Source organism: Ammoniphilus sp. YIM 78166 (assembly GCF_004522215.1).
GTDB lineage: Bacteria > Bacillota > Bacilli > Aneurinibacillales > RAOX-1 > YIM-78166.
Genome location: NZ_SDLR01000014.1, coordinates 42,646 through 58,118 on the forward strand (window position 1 = coordinate 42,646; position 15,473 = coordinate 58,118).

At 43.5% G+C, this 15,473-nt stretch carries 13 protein-coding genes; 11 read left to right on the forward strand and 2 right to left on the reverse strand.

Features of this window, described 5'->3' with window-relative positions:
• Window positions 1-35: 35 nt before the first annotated feature.
• Window positions 36-260 (forward strand): hypothetical protein, encoded by a 225-nt coding sequence (locus tag EIZ58_RS30740; protein ID WP_134704816.1) that lies wholly within the window; start codon window positions 36-38, stop codon window positions 258-260.
• 61 nt (window positions 261-321) lie between these two features.
• On the opposite strand, the gene EIZ58_RS30745 is transcribed toward EIZ58_RS30740, so the two are convergent.
• Window positions 322-519, reverse strand: coding sequence for a hypothetical protein (locus tag EIZ58_RS30745; RefSeq protein WP_134704817.1), 198 nt, complete (start codon window positions 517-519; stop codon window positions 322-324).
• 288 nt (window positions 520-807) lie between these two features.
• Here EIZ58_RS30745 and rocF point away from each other — a divergent pair, with 288 nt between their 5' ends.
• The 9 genes from rocF (at window position 808) to EIZ58_RS30790 (ending at window position 13,139) form a co-directional block, all read left to right on the forward strand.
• Window positions 808-1,707 (forward strand): arginase, encoded by a 900-nt coding sequence (gene rocF / locus EIZ58_RS30750; RefSeq protein WP_134704819.1) that lies wholly within the window; start codon window positions 808-810, stop codon window positions 1,705-1,707.
• A gap of 173 nt (window positions 1,708-1,880) precedes the next feature.
• Complete coding sequence (gene sigW, locus EIZ58_RS30755) at window positions 1,881-2,441, forward strand: RNA polymerase sigma factor SigW (protein ID WP_134704821.1); 561 nt, start codon at window positions 1,881-1,883, stop codon at window positions 2,439-2,441.
• A gap of 29 nt (window positions 2,442-2,470) precedes the next feature.
• Window positions 2,471-3,082 carry a zf-HC2 domain-containing protein gene (locus tag EIZ58_RS30760; RefSeq protein WP_134704823.1) on the forward strand — a complete coding sequence of 204 codons (612 nt, stop codon included), beginning with the start codon at window positions 2,471-2,473 and terminating at the stop codon, window positions 3,080-3,082.
• A gap of 108 nt (window positions 3,083-3,190) precedes the next feature.
• Window positions 3,191-3,991 carry a diadenylate cyclase CdaA gene (cdaA, locus tag EIZ58_RS30765; protein ID WP_370297854.1) on the forward strand — a complete coding sequence of 267 codons (801 nt, stop codon included), beginning with the start codon at window positions 3,191-3,193 and terminating at the stop codon, window positions 3,989-3,991.
• The gene (locus EIZ58_RS30770; protein ID WP_167578063.1) at window positions 3,984-5,213 is read left to right on the forward strand and encodes a CdaR family protein; all 1,230 of its coding nucleotides are present in this window, start codon (window positions 3,984-3,986) and stop codon (window positions 5,211-5,213) included. The genes cdaA and EIZ58_RS30770 overlap by 8 nt, the downstream gene beginning before the upstream one ends.
• Before the next feature lie 48 nt (window positions 5,214-5,261).
• Window positions 5,262-6,608, forward strand: coding sequence for a phosphoglucosamine mutase (gene glmM, locus EIZ58_RS30775; RefSeq protein WP_134704829.1), 1,347 nt, complete (start codon window positions 5,262-5,264; stop codon window positions 6,606-6,608).
• Between the two features lie 744 nt (window positions 6,609-7,352).
• Window positions 7,353-9,158, forward strand: coding sequence for a glutamine--fructose-6-phosphate transaminase (isomerizing) (glmS, locus tag EIZ58_RS30780; RefSeq protein ID WP_134704831.1), 1,806 nt, complete (start codon window positions 7,353-7,355; stop codon window positions 9,156-9,158).
• A gap of 865 nt (window positions 9,159-10,023) precedes the next feature.
• Window positions 10,024-10,839 carry a hypothetical protein gene (locus EIZ58_RS30785; protein WP_134704833.1) on the forward strand — a complete coding sequence of 272 codons (816 nt, stop codon included), beginning with the start codon at window positions 10,024-10,026 and terminating at the stop codon, window positions 10,837-10,839.
• Between the two features lie 176 nt (window positions 10,840-11,015).
• Window positions 11,016-13,139: a methyl-accepting chemotaxis protein gene (locus EIZ58_RS30790; protein WP_134704835.1), complete on the forward strand. Its 2,124-nt coding sequence runs from the start codon at window positions 11,016-11,018 to the stop codon at window positions 13,137-13,139.
• A gap of 30 nt (window positions 13,140-13,169) precedes the next feature.
• Here EIZ58_RS30790 and EIZ58_RS30795 read toward each other — a convergent pair whose 3' ends face one another.
• Complete coding sequence (locus EIZ58_RS30795; RefSeq protein WP_134704837.1) at window positions 13,170-13,691, reverse strand: NUDIX hydrolase; 522 nt, start codon at window positions 13,689-13,691, stop codon at window positions 13,170-13,172.
• A 234-nt stretch (window positions 13,692-13,925) separates the two neighbouring features.
• Here EIZ58_RS30795 and EIZ58_RS30800 point away from each other — a divergent pair, with 234 nt between their 5' ends.
• Entirely contained in the window at window positions 13,926-15,404 is a 1,479-nt protein-coding gene (locus EIZ58_RS30800; protein WP_134704839.1) for a potassium/proton antiporter, read from the forward strand.
• Window positions 15,405-15,473 lie beyond the last annotated feature (69 nt).

Consider the following 15,473-nt stretch of genomic DNA (forward strand, 5'->3'; position numbering starts at 1 on the left):
CTCACATTGACATTTTTCCAGGAGTTGGTATGTTGATGATGGGCTTTATGTTTAACCAGAAGGAATGTCAGGAATTGGAGTATATGCTTCGCCGCGAGCTGGAAGAGCTCCTACTGGATCTCGGAGATAAGCGAATTGATGGCGTGGTTCGAGTCGCCATGGAGGAACGGTACATCACCGTATTTAAGATGTATGGAAGACTCGTATCTCCTAAGGAGTTATCCAAATATGTCCGGAATCGCACGAAGACCAGTCATTGAGAAAGAAAAAAGAAGTTGTCTTGGCTACTCGAGGTGGCTGGAGACAACTTCTTTTCTTTCGTTAAACAATTTTCTTTATAGATTTAATGCGAACATCGCGAACGGTTTCAATATGTCCGTCTTCCGTAGTAATCTCGGCCATACATCGATCAGGACTTAGCCAGCTTAATGTTCCATTAATTTTGGTTTCGGATCTTAGCAAAATTTCAACTGCTTCACCACGACATTGCAGCAGCTGTCTACGAATTTCTTCACCCACGTTTGGGCCTCCCATTTAGCCAGGATTGTTCTCTATAGAATGATATTTTACTCCGCTGACCATAACAAGTAAATGTGCTTAGATATGCAATTATCATCTGTTTTCGGTTAAAAACAGGGGTGAAAGGGGATACATAGAATCCGGACTCATCCAGAATTCAATTTTCATTGGTTTTTCTCCAGTTTTTAAAATCAGCATATATATACATGAATCTGTCGAGTTGAGTCATTTTTCATTCTAGAGTTACAATATAGGTAGAAAGCGAATGACATCAAAGGGGATATGAACTTGAATAAGAATATATCAATCATTGGCGTCCCGATGGACTTAGGTGCCGACCGTCGTGGAGTAGACATGGGGTCGAGTGCGATCCGTTATGCGGGAGTTAAAAAAAGATTGGAATCCATTGGCTATGACATTGTAGATAAGGGCGACCTTCGCGTACCGACTCCTGAATCCTATCCGATTATTAATAATAACCTGAAATATCTTGCTGAGATCACGAAGGTAAATCAAGAGCTAGCAATAGCCGTGGACCAAGAAATGCAAAAGGGGAGATTCCCTCTTGTCATCGGAGGAGATCACTCCATCGCGATTGGGACGATTGCAGGCGTGGCCAAGCACCAAAAGAACACGGGGGTCATCTGGTTTGACGCCCATGGTGATCTTAACACGGGAGAGACCTCGCCATCTGGAAATATTCATGGAATGTCACTAGCTGTGTCTCTTGGCATTGGGCATCCCGATCTCACCAACATCGGCGGCTTTGCTCCGAAAATCAAACCAGAAAATACGGTTATCATTGGAGCGCGCGACCTGGATGAAGGGGAACGCGAATTAATCAAGCGCATCGGTTTAAAAGTGTTCACCATGCATGAGATCGACCGCTTAGGTATGCCACGGGTGATGGAGGAAGCGCTCTCCATTGTTTCGAAGGGAACGGATGGCGTTCACTTGAGTCTAGACCTCGATGGCTTGGATCCGCATGATTGTCCAGGGGTAGGAACTCCGGTTATCGGAGGAATCTCCTACCGAGAAAGTCATCTCGCTATGGAGATGTTAGCAGAAGCTGACGTCCTGACCTCGGCCGAGTTTGTGGAAGTCAATCCGATTCTGGATGTACAGAATAAAACAGCGAGAGTTGCAGTTGCGCTTATGAGTTCCGCATTTGGGGATAAACTGTTATAATGGAATAATGTCAAAGCAAGCATGAAGAATAGATCTCCTTATTCGCAGAATAAGGGGAGATATTCTTCTTCTTCATAGAATGATAAATTTACCAAGTTTTTTACTGTCAATTATTGAAACTTTTGAAGCATGCCTCCGTATATTACATTGAACCTAAAGGGTAAGGGATAGCCATGGGCTCGATCGAAGAAAAATTAATAAAGAAAATGGCAAAGGGAGACCGGGATGCTTTTGCAGAGCTTGTAGAGCTTTATAAGGATAAGGTTTATCAAGTGTCCTATCGGATGCTTGGCAATGCCCAGGAAGCGGAAGACGTAGCTCAGGAAACCTTCCTGCGCGTTTACGCCAACATTGGGAACTATGATCCGAGCTATAAGTTCTCTACATGGATTTACCGCATCGCAACGAATCTCTGTATTGATCATCTTCGCAAGAGGAAACAGGTGTATTCTCTAGATAAGCAGGTGGAGGGAACGGACGGATTGGATTGGCATGACCGATTAGCAGACCAAGGCCCGAATCCGGAAGAAACCTTGTTAACTGGAGAGCTGCAGGGACAGGTGCAACAAGCTATCGAAAGCTTGACCCCCAAGTATCGATCCATTATTACCTTGCGATACATTGAAGACCTTTCCCTAAACGAAATTAGTGAAGTACTTAAGCTTCCGGTGTCGACGATCAAGACCAGAATTCACCGAGGCAGGGAAGCGCTCCGGAAAAAGCTAAATCTCTAGTCCCAGGTTCCAGAAGGAGGGTGCAACAAATGGACTGTGAACAGACTACTCGGCTGATTCACGAATATCTGGATGATGATATCCATCGAGATGATGAACTAGAACTAAAAAAGCATCTCCTCCAGTGTGCGGACTGCAAGGAGAGATTTCATGCACTGCAGCAGACGATTGCCCTTGTCCAAAGCACATCCCATATCTATGCTCCGATTGGATTTACTGATCGCGTCTTAGCTGCCCTTCCGAAGGAAACGTTTGCCCAGCTTATGAAAAAAAGGCTTCAGCAACATCCTTTTCTCGTAGCTGCATCCCTATTTATTGTGATGATGGCTGGTAGTATGACGGCATATTGGCATGAAGATAGGCAGGTTCAGTTATCGGCGGATCAGCTTCAGCAGTTGGAGATCGATCATTTAAATAACAAAGTCATTGTACCGGCCAACAGCGTCGTTAATGGAGATATCGTGGTGCGGAATACCGATATCGCCGTAGAAGGAGCGGTAAAGGGCAATGTGGTGGCCATTGATGGACGAATTTACTTGGCTTCCACGGGGTCCATCTCAGGAAATAAAGAAGAAATCAATCAAGCTGTCGAGTGGGTTTGGTATAATCTCAAGCGAGTTGCATATCAAATCATTCCTTAAGGCACGGGAAATTCCGTGTCTTTTGCTTGTATAGACGGGTACATGGTGTATACTAATTTTTAAAGACAAATAAAATGGGGGATTATCCACATGGGGCCACTACCTAACATGATAGATTACCTAAGTGATGCCATCGATATTCTCCTTGTCACCTATTTAATTTATAAATTGATTATAGTCCTAAGAGGCACTCGAGCCATTCAATTATTTAAGGGTATTATCGTTATCGTTTTAACCTGGCTTGTTAGTACCTACTTTGGGCTGCGAACCTTGCAATGGCTCATGTCCCAAGCGCTAAATATTGGGCTCTTGGCCATCTTGATCATCTTCCAGCCGGAACTGCGCCGAGCGCTTGAGCAGCTTGGGCGAGGACGGCTTTTCTCCCGCTCCCACCAGCCGGATGATCAAATTGCATTAAGGGTCGTCGGAGAAACCATTAAGGCTCTGCAGTATATGGCCAAAAGGAGAATTGGAGCCCTGATCGTCATCGAGAAAGAAACGGGATTAACCGACTATATTGAAACGGGAATCGAAATCGGGGGGAAAGTCAGTTCCGAGCTTCTCATCAATATTTTCATTCCCAATACACCGCTTCATGACGGGGCTGTTATCTTTCGCAAGGATATGGTGATGGCAGCAGGCTGTTATCTGCCCTTATCTGAGAATCCGATGATCAATAAAGAATTAGGGACAAGGCATCGAGCGGCCATTGGAATGAGTGAAGTATCCGATGCGATCGCCTTGATTGTGTCAGAAGAAACCGGACAAATCTCGATCGCGCGCAATAGCGAACTCAGTCGAGATCTGACAGAAGATCAATTAAGGGAATACCTCATGCTGGAGCTTCAGCCTCCAGTGAAGGCGAATGTCCCACTTTGGCAACGAAGGGGGAAAAAATCAGATGGATAGACTGTTGCGAAACAACAACGTAGTCAAGATGGTTGCGTTATTTTTAGCCATCTCCCTATGGTTTGTCGTCAATGGGGGAGAGACGAGTCCCTCTACTCCTCAGTATAAGCGTGCTGTAGAAACTTACCGGATTAGCGAGGTCAGCTTAACGGCGCAGATGGACGAGAATCGCCTGGCCATCGTGAAAATGCCCAAGACGGTAACGGTGGAGCTAAAGGGAACGCCGGCTTCCTTGAACCAGAATATTAATCCCGCCGACTATGAGGTCTTCGTGGATCTTCGCAACTACAATAAAGGAACCTGGATGGTTCCTGTGATCTCCACGGGCTTCCCCAGAGACTTAGCTGTACGAGTGATACCGGAAAAGGTGGAGGTTGTCCTCGAAGAAAAACAGATGGTGGAAAAAGAGGTAACCCCTCAGTTTATTGGAACGATTGCACCTGGCTATTCGATAGGAGAGGCGATCGTAAAGCCAAAGAAGGTCCATGTAACCCTGCCGGAAAGTAAAATTAAAGACATTGGTCAAGTCCAAGTCACGGTGAACGTGGAAGGGGCAAAGGACTTAATCGAACAAACCGTTCCCCTGCGGTTGCTCGATCGCCACGGTAATCCCATGGAAGCTGAAATCAATCCAGCCGTCGTAGAGATTCGTGTGCCGGTAACAAGTCCATACAAGCAGCTTCCAATTAAGCTAAGCTTCATCAATTCGCCGCCGCCTGGGGTGAGTATAGACAGTATACGACTAGTAACCGATAAGATTACGGTATATGGCCCTGTAGAGGTGATCGATAAAATGAACTTCTATCCTGGTCCGCAGATTGATTTATCCGCATTCACTGAAAATCGCTTCTTGCAGATGAAGGTGCCCCTCTTGCCGAATGTCGTGAAAACCGAGCCTGACTTTATCGAGCTAGAGATAAAGGTTTCTACATCGGAAGAACAAATCTTTGAAAATGTGCCGATTAGTATTACAGGAGTGGGAGAGGGCTTGCGAGCTTCGATTACACGACCTGAAGATGGCAGGATGAATCTTACCTTGCAAGGAACGGCGAAGAAGATAGCAGAACTCAGCCCAGAAGATGTTGAGCTGTATGTGGATGTGAGCAATCTTCCGCCAGGAAATCATGAGGTTCCGGTGCATATGAATCTGCCGACCTTTGTTACGAGTAAGGAAGGAACGGATGCCTTGCGCGCCATTGTGCGCATTGAAAGAGCCGAATAGGAAAGAACAACATAACTTATTAGAACACTCAGAGAAAGGGAGAGTGCAATGGGTAAATATTTTGGAACCGATGGAGTGAGAGGAGTCGCCAATAAGGAGCTCACTCCTGAGCTTGCATTTAAGCTAGGACGTTGTGGGGGTTACGTCCTAACGAAAGATAAAAAAGAGAAAAGGCCCAAAGTCATCATTGGCCGCGATACCCGCATTTCCGGTCATATGCTGGAAGGGGCACTAGTAGCTGGCTTGCTTTCCATTGGTGTAGAGGTCATGCGTTTAGGTGTCATCTCGACCCCTGGCGTCGCGTTTTTGACTCGGGCATTAGGCTCTGATGCAGGCGTAATGATTTCGGCATCGCATAACCCTGTGGCCGACAACGGCATCAAGTTCTTCGGCGGAGATGGCTTTAAGCTCTCAGATGAGATGGAGCTTGAGATTGAAGCTTTGCTGGATGCTGAGAAAGATGAGCTGCCGCGTCCTGTGGGAGCGGAGATCGGTGCGGTGATGGATTATCGTGAAGGCGGACAGAAGTATATCTCTTATCTGAAGACGACGGTACGAAACAATTTTGAAGGGTTAAAGGTAGTGATCGACTGTGCCAATGGAGCCGTCTCATCCATTGCCCCGCAATTGTTCTGTGATCTAGAAGCAGATACGATTCTCATCGCCAACAATCCAGATGGTCTCAACATCAACGAAGGCTGTGGCTCAACCCATCCTGAGAAGCTGCAGCAAGCCGTGTTGGAGCATAAAGCCGATATCGGTCTCTCCTTTGACGGCGATGCCGACCGCTTAATCGCGGTCGATGAGAAAGGTGAGCTCGTGGATGGGGATCATATCATGTATATCTTAGCGGAAGGACTATCTAAGTCCCTTCGTCTCAAGCACAACACCGTGGTTTCAACCGTTATGAGCAATATCGGATTCTATAAGGCAATCGAAGCAGCTGGTTTAGAAACCAAGCAAACCAAGGTAGGCGATCGCTACGTGATGGAGGAAATGCTCAAGGGTGGCTACAACCTCGGAGGAGAACAATCCGGACATATCATTATGCTCGACTACAACACGACTGGGGATGGCATGTTAACCGCCATCCAGCTGCTTGATGTGATGGTCACGGAAAGAAAGCCGCTATCCGAGCTTGCTTCCCGCATGAGAAAATATCCGCAAATCCTTATCAACGTCCGTGTAGAGGATAAGTCCAAACTGGCCGGAAACGAGCGCATTGAACAGGCTATTCGTGACGTGGAAGCAAAACTAGGGGACAGCGGTCGCGTCCTCGTTCGTCCTTCAGGAACGGAATCCCTAGTTCGCGTAATGGCGGAAGGTCCGGATGAAGAGCTGCTTCAGCAGTATGTGGATAGCATTGTAGAAGTGGTAAAAACGGAATTGTCTTAGGTAATGTACCGGAAGTTTCCTGCTGTTGGCAGTGGGAGGCTTCCGGTTTTTTGTTGATGAGGTGGTGGCAAGGTGGGGAGGGGCTTGGTCGAATAAGTGGAGAAACGTCATCTATTTGGTTATATTGATCAAAATCAGATGAGTGTAAATGGACTTTCTCCATCTATTTTGAATTATGAGCCTGCTTTTATGGAGTTTAGGTCCTTTAAGTGTCTTTTTTCCATCTATTCATACTTCGGTCATAAGCATTATTGTAAATAGGTGTCTTTTTTCCATCTACTAGTCCTCGCTAGGATCGTGGACCGGTTATTATCTCCCCTCGAACCTTTCCCCAGACCAAAACATAGTATAAACTACTATCACAACATAACCAAATATTGTATTTATTTTTTAAAAATGGGAATTGTATAAGATTGTTATGATGTGATATGATAATCTCTATTGAAAGGAGGGTAGAAGGTAAGAACTACTTTTTCTCTTTGATTAACTTAAAAGCGCCAGGACTATTCTCCTATGAATCGGATCACTTAGGAGATAGTTGACGAGGAGGAGGTTTATCGATGTTTTCGGCGGATGCCTCCCGGTTCCGGTCAATACCGAAAGTGGACCAACAAAACAAAGGGGTGACTCTTTGAACAAAAGGTTCACATGACCAATCAAAATATAAGCTCGACGGGGATATCTCCCGTCGTTTCAGTAACGGCAGAGTATCCCCGTCTGGATGGAAAAGGGGATTATTAGACTATGTGCGGAATCGTTGGATATATCGGAAATCAAGATACTAAGGAAATTCTTCTTCGAGGACTAGAAAAATTAGAATATAGAGGGTATGACTCTGCGGGGATTGCCGTCATGAACGATGCTGGAGTCCATGTTTTTAAAGAAAAAGGACGTATAGCTGCACTTCGTGAGATTGTTGACCTTAACACGAATGCAACAATAGGAATAGGACATACACGTTGGGCAACTCATGGGGTACCTAGTCAGTACAATGCACACCCTCACCAAAGTGGCTCTGGACGCTTCACTCTTGTGCACAATGGTGTTATTGAGAACTATGAGCTGCTGAAGCGTGACTACCTGTCTGATTATGACTTTAAGAGTGATACGGATACAGAGGTCATTGTTCAGTTAGTAGAGCATTTCGTTCAGAATATGGGCTTAGATGTTGAGGCAGCATTCACTAAAACATTAAGCTTGTTAATTGGATCTTATGCGATAGCCATGCTCGATCTAGAGAACAGTGGGACCATCTTTGTTGCAAAAAATAAGAGCCCACTCTTGGTAGGTCTTGGAGAAGAATTTAATGTAGTAGCAAGTGATGCTATGGCCATGCTGCAGGTGACAAGTGAATTTGTTGAATTGATGGATAAAGAAGTCGTAGTCGTGACTGAAGATACCATCTCTATCAAGGACCTTAACGGGAACCTAATCCAACGTAATTCCTTCATGGCGGAAATCGATGCTAGTGATATTGAGAAAGGCACCTATCCGCACTTTATGCTAAAGGAAATTGACGAACAACCATTCGTAATGCGTAACATCATCCAAAAGTATCAGGATGAGAACGGCAACTTAGCATTAGATAAGAACATTCGTCAAGCCATGTTGGATGCAGATCGTTTGTATATCATCGCAGCGGGAACCAGCTACCATGCAGGACTTATTGGCAAGCAATACATTGAAAAAATTGCTAAAGTTCCAGTTGAAGTCCATATTGCAAGTGAATTCGGGTACAATATGCCAATGCTAAGTGAGAAACCATTGTTCATTTTTATTTCACAAAGTGGAGAAACCGCCGACAGCCGTCACGTGCTGGTCGAAGTGAAAAAGCTTGGCTATAAAGCATTAACCATTACCAATGTACCAGGATCCACGCTTTCCCGCGAAGCGGACTATACCTTGCATTTATACGCTGGACCTGAGATTGCTGTAGCATCAACAAAAGCTTATACCGCACAATTAGCAGTGCTTTTGCTTTTAGCCTTTGCAACAGCAGAAGCTAAACATATCGAGCTTGATTTTGATCCGTTTAAAGAAATGGCGATCGCGGCAAATGCCATGGAAGTGGTCGGAAATAACAAAGAAGAAATGGAAAAGATTGCTCGTGAATTCCTGAGCACGACACGCAACGCTTTCTTCATCGGAAGAACATTAGACTATTACGTTTGTCTTGAGGGAGCCCTTAAGCTTAAGGAGATTTCCTATATTCAAGCGGAAGGCTTTGCTGGCGGAGAATTGAAACATGGACCGATCGCTTTGATTGAAGAAGGGACACCGGTAGTCTGCGTTTCAACTACTGAGTTTGTAAACCTAAGCATTCGAGGCAATGTAAAAGAGGTTGTTGCGCGTGGTGCAAATCCTTGTATCATTACGATGGAGGGCTTACAGCACGACGGAGATCGTCTTGTGATTCCTGCTGTTCACGAGTACATGACTCCATTAGTATCTGTTCTACCATTACAATTGATTTCATACTATGCGGCCTTACACCGTGGTTGCGATGTTGATAAACCAAGGAATCTAGCGAAGTCCGTTACGGTGGAGTAGACTGTTCAATATGTAGTGAGGCGATAGCAATTTGCTATCGCCTTTTTCTAGTTCCTTCTTGAAGTTTATATTATATCCTCTAAAAATGAATGGTAAAAATAATCAACCAATCTGTCAAACCTTCTTGAAAATTTATGTTTCTTATTTATTGGGATATTAAACTTTCGAATAAAATAAATGATGGAAAAGGATGTGAGTACGGAAGTTAATAATGGCCTTTTAATAATTAAAAAACTATATAAATACATTTTCACATAGATAATGCTTGACCAAAAAATGTTCCAGCCATGCTTGTATTGAATAAATTTTTTTTGGTTCAAAAAGTATTCACCGATACTCGACATCAAAACATAGGTAGCAAGATGTTTGATTTGTTTGATTAATCCTTTTGGAAAGTCTGATAAAAATAAAAGGACTAATAAAGGAGTTACTATAATTACATGAAACACTCTTAGGATATTCCAGTTTATACCTATAGGTATAAACTCCCAAAGAAGATGCCTTCTACATAAATAATAATAAATGGTATTAACCAAACTAGCGTAAGCTAGGCTTTTTGAATATTTAGGCAGTTCGCGCCACGTTCCTTTACAGATATTTAATAATACAATGCATAGAATCAACAATATTTGTTTTTGTTTCATACTTTACACGTACCTTTCATGTCTTAGCGGGTTAGGAAGATTCAAGACAACAATAGTTTTTGTTGTGATCCTAAATTTACACCTATAGAATTTCAGCAACATTCGACATGAAACTTTAGTTTGTAAAAAGAGCTGGATGTAGCAGTCCAGTGATATCCTCTAATAGATTAGGGATAATAATAACACTAAAATGATTTTTTATTGTAAAGGAGAAGAAATTCTTGTATAAGCGCCATAGTAACAAATTTTACTATATAGGACTAAGTGTTATTCAGAGCTTACTTTTGTTCTATGTTTTTTATAAAAAGAAAAATAGAAAAACGATCCTTGTTACATTTTTATCGCTTGCTGGGTTTGCGTTCCACTTTGAATATCCCGTCTATATATTAAGAGGTTATAAATATAAAACGAAAATACTTAAAAACGAAGAACAAAGTAACTCCTTAGGGTCTGTTTTATCTCAAGCACTTTTTGTCCCTCCGGCTGCCATTTTCATTGCAGCCTTTCGGTTGGGGTGGAAAATCAAATTATTGTTTACCATGTACTTTGTGTTAATTGAGAAGTACTTTTTAAGGATAAATATTTATAAAAATAGATGGTGGCGTACACCCTATACTGCATTTACCATATTTTCTTTCTTTTTTATAAGTGATACTTGGTATAACTATATTAAGAAAGGAAATAAGGTGAGTTTGAAGTTGGCTTTATACAGTATCATTCATCTGACTTATATGTGTTTTTTGTTTATAGCTTCGGTATTCAAACGTTTTAGATACCTACCTGAGGCTTCGTGGTATCACCATTATTCGTTTATTAAAATGTATCTAGTGGTTGAGACTGCTATAGCCGCTTATTTATTAGAACAGAAGCAAAAGTGGTTGGGGATAATTCCACTATTTATAACGGTAACCATCGACTCTTTGCTTTTAAAAATCAATTTGTTAAAAGTAAAAGGGAACTATTGGACCAGTGTATTTTCTATAAGATTCGCCACGTATATATTGTCAATATTTTATAAAAATTGGATAAAGCAATAAGAGATTGAGGAGCACTGTACCCAGCTGCTGCTCTTTTTGCGTTGTTCAGGTATTGAGATCAAAACATATGGCTCTTTCCGTTTTTTGTATACCAACCCCTGTACATCACAGGACTTTTGAATTATGATAATTGATATTAATCCAACTATTGTCATAACAGGAGGAGCTTAAAGGTTATGAAGTCAATACAAACCAAATTAATTACAATCTATGGTCTTATTTTTATTCTTATTGCTTCTGTTAACTTAATATTTGCTCAATCCATGCTAAAGGAGAATGCGGAATACACGTCTCAGCTATTGCAAGAGCAGCTCAATGAGAAGGTTCTAATGCTAGAGGCAAGCGTGGAAAGTCAGCTCGATCATATTACTCGTACTTCCATCCTGTTAGCTGAGCAGATGGCCTCGGATGAACAGGTGATACAAGGGCTTAGGGAGCGTAATCCTGAACAGATTCACAATGCCCTTCGGAAATCATCAGAGCTTGCTAAAGAAAAGGCTGGCATTGATCTGATTTGGGTTACCAGTTTAGCGGATCGAACTCAAGGAGGAAATACTCCGATTCTCGCTTGTCCAACTAATCCGGCCTTTGATGGCTTTGCGGGGTTGAATTACACTTCTACCAATGAAGCTTTAAATAGCGGAAAAACCGTAGCCTCCTGGGAAGTCAATGAGGAGGATGGAAAATTACAGGTCTCCGCACCGATTATGGACGAAGGACAGATTATTGGTGCCATTGTTGTGGGGCGTCAGACTTATCAAGGGATGATTCAAGAGGTCTCACAGCTTAAAGGGATTGGGAATACCTTGTTTCTTGTAAACGATGATGATTACTACGTGATGACGGATACGAAAACGGATGAGATCGGGAATCTCTTATTTCAAGATTCACGGGAGGCTATCAAGGAACAAGCGGTATACCTATCGGAGCTGTCCGGACAAAAGACCATATTTAAAGAAATCCTTCCGTATTTAGATCAGGTTCGTGCGGAAGGGAAGGGAAGGACGGAGGTCATTGAATGGAACGGAATGGCCTATGCTGCTTATTTCGAGCCACTCGTCACCCACGCAGGAAAAGTAGCGGGTATTATGGTAGCGCGTATACCAGGCTTTGTATCCATGCAGGAAGAAATTATGAACCAAGCCTCATCTAAAAAGGTGCTTTCTTATATCGTTAGTATTATCTTAGTTCTTCTTTCAATTGCGGTTAGCTATATTTTGGCTCTTCGAATTGCGAGGCCGATCAGTCGTATGGCGGGGTTAGCGCAAAATATTGCTGAAGGAGATTTGACCCGCTCCATTGCTATAACTGGACAAGACGAGGTAGGAAAGCTAGCTAGAGATATGAACGTCATGAGGGATAACTTGAAAGAGGTCATCGTAGGGGTCAGAGATAATGCAGAACAAGTCGCCACTTCAGCAGAAGAGTTAACCGCTGGTGCAGAGCAGACTGCCCAAGCTACCCAACAGATTGCTAGAACCATTCAAGAGGTCGCCAGCGGGGCCGAAAAACAGGTAGTGAGTATTGAAGAAAGCTCTCATATGCTAACGGACATGAATCAAGGGATTCAACAGATAGCTGCATCGACACAGAAGGTTTCCGTTTCTTCTGCTCATACCCTTGAACAAGCGAAGGTAGGAGCAGAAGCGATATCTGCAGCTTCAGATCAAATGGGCTCAATTCATCATACGATGAATGGCTTGGCTCGAGTAGTAAAAGGGTTAGGGGAACGCTCACAAGAAATTGGAAAAATCCTCGAGGTTATTACGGGCATTGCAGCCCAGACCAATCTATTAGCCTTGAACGCTGCGATAGAAGCAGCTAGGGCAGGAGAGCAAGGAAGAGGCTTTGCTGTTGTAGCCGACGAGGTACGCAAGCTTGCTGAGCAGTCTGCTCAATCGGCTCGACAGATCTCAAGCTTGATCGTCTCGATTCGGGATGAAACGCATGAAGCAGTCAACACCATGGAAACAGCCATGAACGAAGTCACCGGTGGAAGAGATAAAGTTCATGCTGCCGGCGATTTCTTTAAGGAAATTATGGAGTCCATCGATGATGTGGCAGGCCAGATTGAGGAGGTTTCAGCCGCTATCGAACAAATGTCAGCAAGCAGTGAGCAGGTCGTTCAGTCAATGGGAACGGTGATAGGGATTGCGGAGGCTTCTTCCGCAGGCACTCAGCAGATTTCCGCAGCGGTACAAGAACAGCTGGCTACGATGGAAGAGATCACTTCCTCAGCGTCTACTTTAACAGGGATGGCTGAGGAGCTTCAGAAGATGATTGGGAAGTTTAAAATATGAAAACAAGGCAGCGAACCTCGCTGCCTTTCTTCATTCACACAACTCCTCCGCTACCCATTCTAATACTAGTGTTTCCCTCTCAATCGAATAGCCCATGGAAGCTTCTTGATTCGCGATCACTTCCTTGTTATGTCGAATCGCTTCATGAATATCAATCCACACGGGAGCGGTGCCGTTTGCGATCTCGTAGTCTTCAAGCTGAGCTTCTTCTTGCTCTTCGTCAATTTGACAGACGTAAAAATAGGAGATCATATGGATGAGATCAAACTCGGAATCATAGTGAGGGCGATATTCGTCTATCATCCCAAATTCAGAGATGATCTGAATATTTTTGGCTCCTGTTTCCTCAGACAGTTCCCTTTTCAACCCATCGAGAAGGTCCTCATCCATTTCAACCCCACCGCCTGGAAAGCTATAATCGTTGTACCTCTTCGTATATAGAAGGAGGATCTCGGATCCTCTTAAGATAATCCCTCGCGCAGCTTGCCGCTCGAAGGTTTTTCCATTCAGATCAGTCACATCTTTGTGTATTAATTTTTTAATCAGTCTCAATCCCAATCCCTCTTTCTCTTATCATCCTAATCGATCTTACATAAGGTGAGTTGGTCATACTAACACTGTGTTGTTAGGGATATTACAGATTATGTTTGGCGTCTTGAGATTGTCTCGCTATATGATATTAAATTGTAAGTCAATCAGGATAAGGGAACCCGCCTTGAGTAGGGCGGAGCGTTCCCTTTTTATGTTATAATGTGTACAGCAGAATGGCCGGCAGGGAGGGTGTCAATGGAATTTACTACGGACAATTCAATTTTTCTATTCGCGATTTTATTGGTTGTTGGGGTCATTACAACGAAATTCTCTTCCCGTTTTGGATTGCCCTCGTTGGTTCTCTTTATTGTGGTTGGAATGGTGCTTAGTCACTTTGTTTATTTTGATAATGCGTTCCTAACCCAGTTGTTCGGAATCCTTGCGCTTATTGTGATTTTATTTGAGGGTGGATTGCAAACAAAGTGGACTGATGTTCGGAAAGTGGCTGTTCCTTCCCTTACCTTAGCTACTTTGGGTGTGGTTTTAACCACCGTTGTGGTTGGAGTATTCGCTAAATATATCCTTGGTGTATCCTGGCTTGAAGGCTTCTTGTTCGGAGCCATTGTAGGTTCTACCGATGCGGCGGCCGTATTCGCTGTGCTCGGGAGCAAGAACATTAAACGACGGCTTACCTCTACCCTAGAGGCTGAATCAGGAACGAATGACCCTATGGCAGTCTTTCTTACGATTTCCCTGATCCAATTGATTCAAGCGCCTGAATCGAATAACGCCTTTACGTTGGTTATTGGCTTCCTATGGCAGATGGGACTGGGGCTTCTGATGGGACTCGTGATGGGAAGACTAGCGGTTTGGAGTATTAATCGAGTAAATTTAGACTCATCAGGTTTGTATCCTGTGTTTGCCTTGGCTTTCGCGATTTTTACGTATAGCTCAACGGCGTTACTCTATGGAAGTGGACTGCTTGCTGTTTATGTGATGGCGTTGTGGATGGGGAATTCGGATTTAACTTATCGTCATTCCATTTTTCGTTTTAATGAAGGCTTTGCGTGGATGATGCAGATTCTCATGTTTATCATTCTCGGATTACTCGTTTTCCCGGCGGAATTAATCCATGTTACCTGGCAGGGGATCGCTCTTTCTGTGTTGTTGATGTTCGTGGCTAGACCTATTGGGGTTTTTGTCAGTACAAGCTTTATGAAGTTTTCCGTCAAGGAAAAGGTCTTTATCTCATGGGCAGGATTAAGGGGAGCTGTTCCGATTGTTCTAGCAACCTATCCACTTATCGCAGGCCTGGAGAATGGACAGATGTTCTTTGATGTTGTATTCTTCGTCGTCTTGATTTCTGCTCTTGTTCAAGGATCCACGATATCTCCTCTTGCGAACAAGCTTGGACTGTCTGGTGGAGATAAGGTGAGCGTTCCACATAGCTTAGAGCTGGTTTCCATGGGGAAGACCAATAGTGAAATTATAGAGGTGAAGATCGAGGAAGGAGCATACGTGGTTGGAAGGGAATTAAGGCTGCTCCTTCTCCCTGACGATACACTGGTAACGGCAGTAATTAGAGGAGACAAGCTGATTACACCGCGAGGCAACACGAAGCTGTGTGTAGGAGATATTCTCTATGTACTCATTTCAAAGTCGCAAAGAGAACGAGTGAAACAAGTGTTTATGACAAAAAGGGAAACAGACGATGATGAAACCCTTCAAGCTTAAGGTTATTATGAAGAACACACTCTTTAACAAAAGAGGGCACTGAAAAACTTGCGTTTTTAGAAATATAAG

Coding starts and splice junctions, on each gene's coding strand:
- EIZ58_RS30740 (WP_134704816.1), top strand. CDS start 36: ATGATGGGCTTTATGTTTAACCAGAAGGAATGTCAGGAATTGGAGTAT.
- sigW (WP_134704821.1), top strand. CDS start 1,881: ATGGGCTCGATCGAAGAAAAATTAATAAAGAAAATGGCAAAGGGAGAC.
- EIZ58_RS30760 (WP_134704823.1), top strand. CDS start 2,471: ATGGACTGTGAACAGACTACTCGGCTGATTCACGAATATCTGGATGAT.
- cdaA (WP_370297854.1), top strand. CDS start 3,191: ATGATAGATTACCTAAGTGATGCCATCGATATTCTCCTTGTCACCTAT.
- EIZ58_RS30770 (WP_167578063.1), top strand. CDS start 3,984: ATGGATAGACTGTTGCGAAACAACAACGTAGTCAAGATGGTTGCGTTA.
- glmM (WP_134704829.1), top strand. CDS start 5,262: ATGGGTAAATATTTTGGAACCGATGGAGTGAGAGGAGTCGCCAATAAG.
- glmS (WP_134704831.1), top strand. CDS start 7,353: ATGTGCGGAATCGTTGGATATATCGGAAATCAAGATACTAAGGAAATT.
- EIZ58_RS30790 (WP_134704835.1), top strand. CDS start 11,016: ATGAAGTCAATACAAACCAAATTAATTACAATCTATGGTCTTATTTTT.
- EIZ58_RS30800 (WP_134704839.1), top strand. CDS start 13,926: ATGGAATTTACTACGGACAATTCAATTTTTCTATTCGCGATTTTATTG.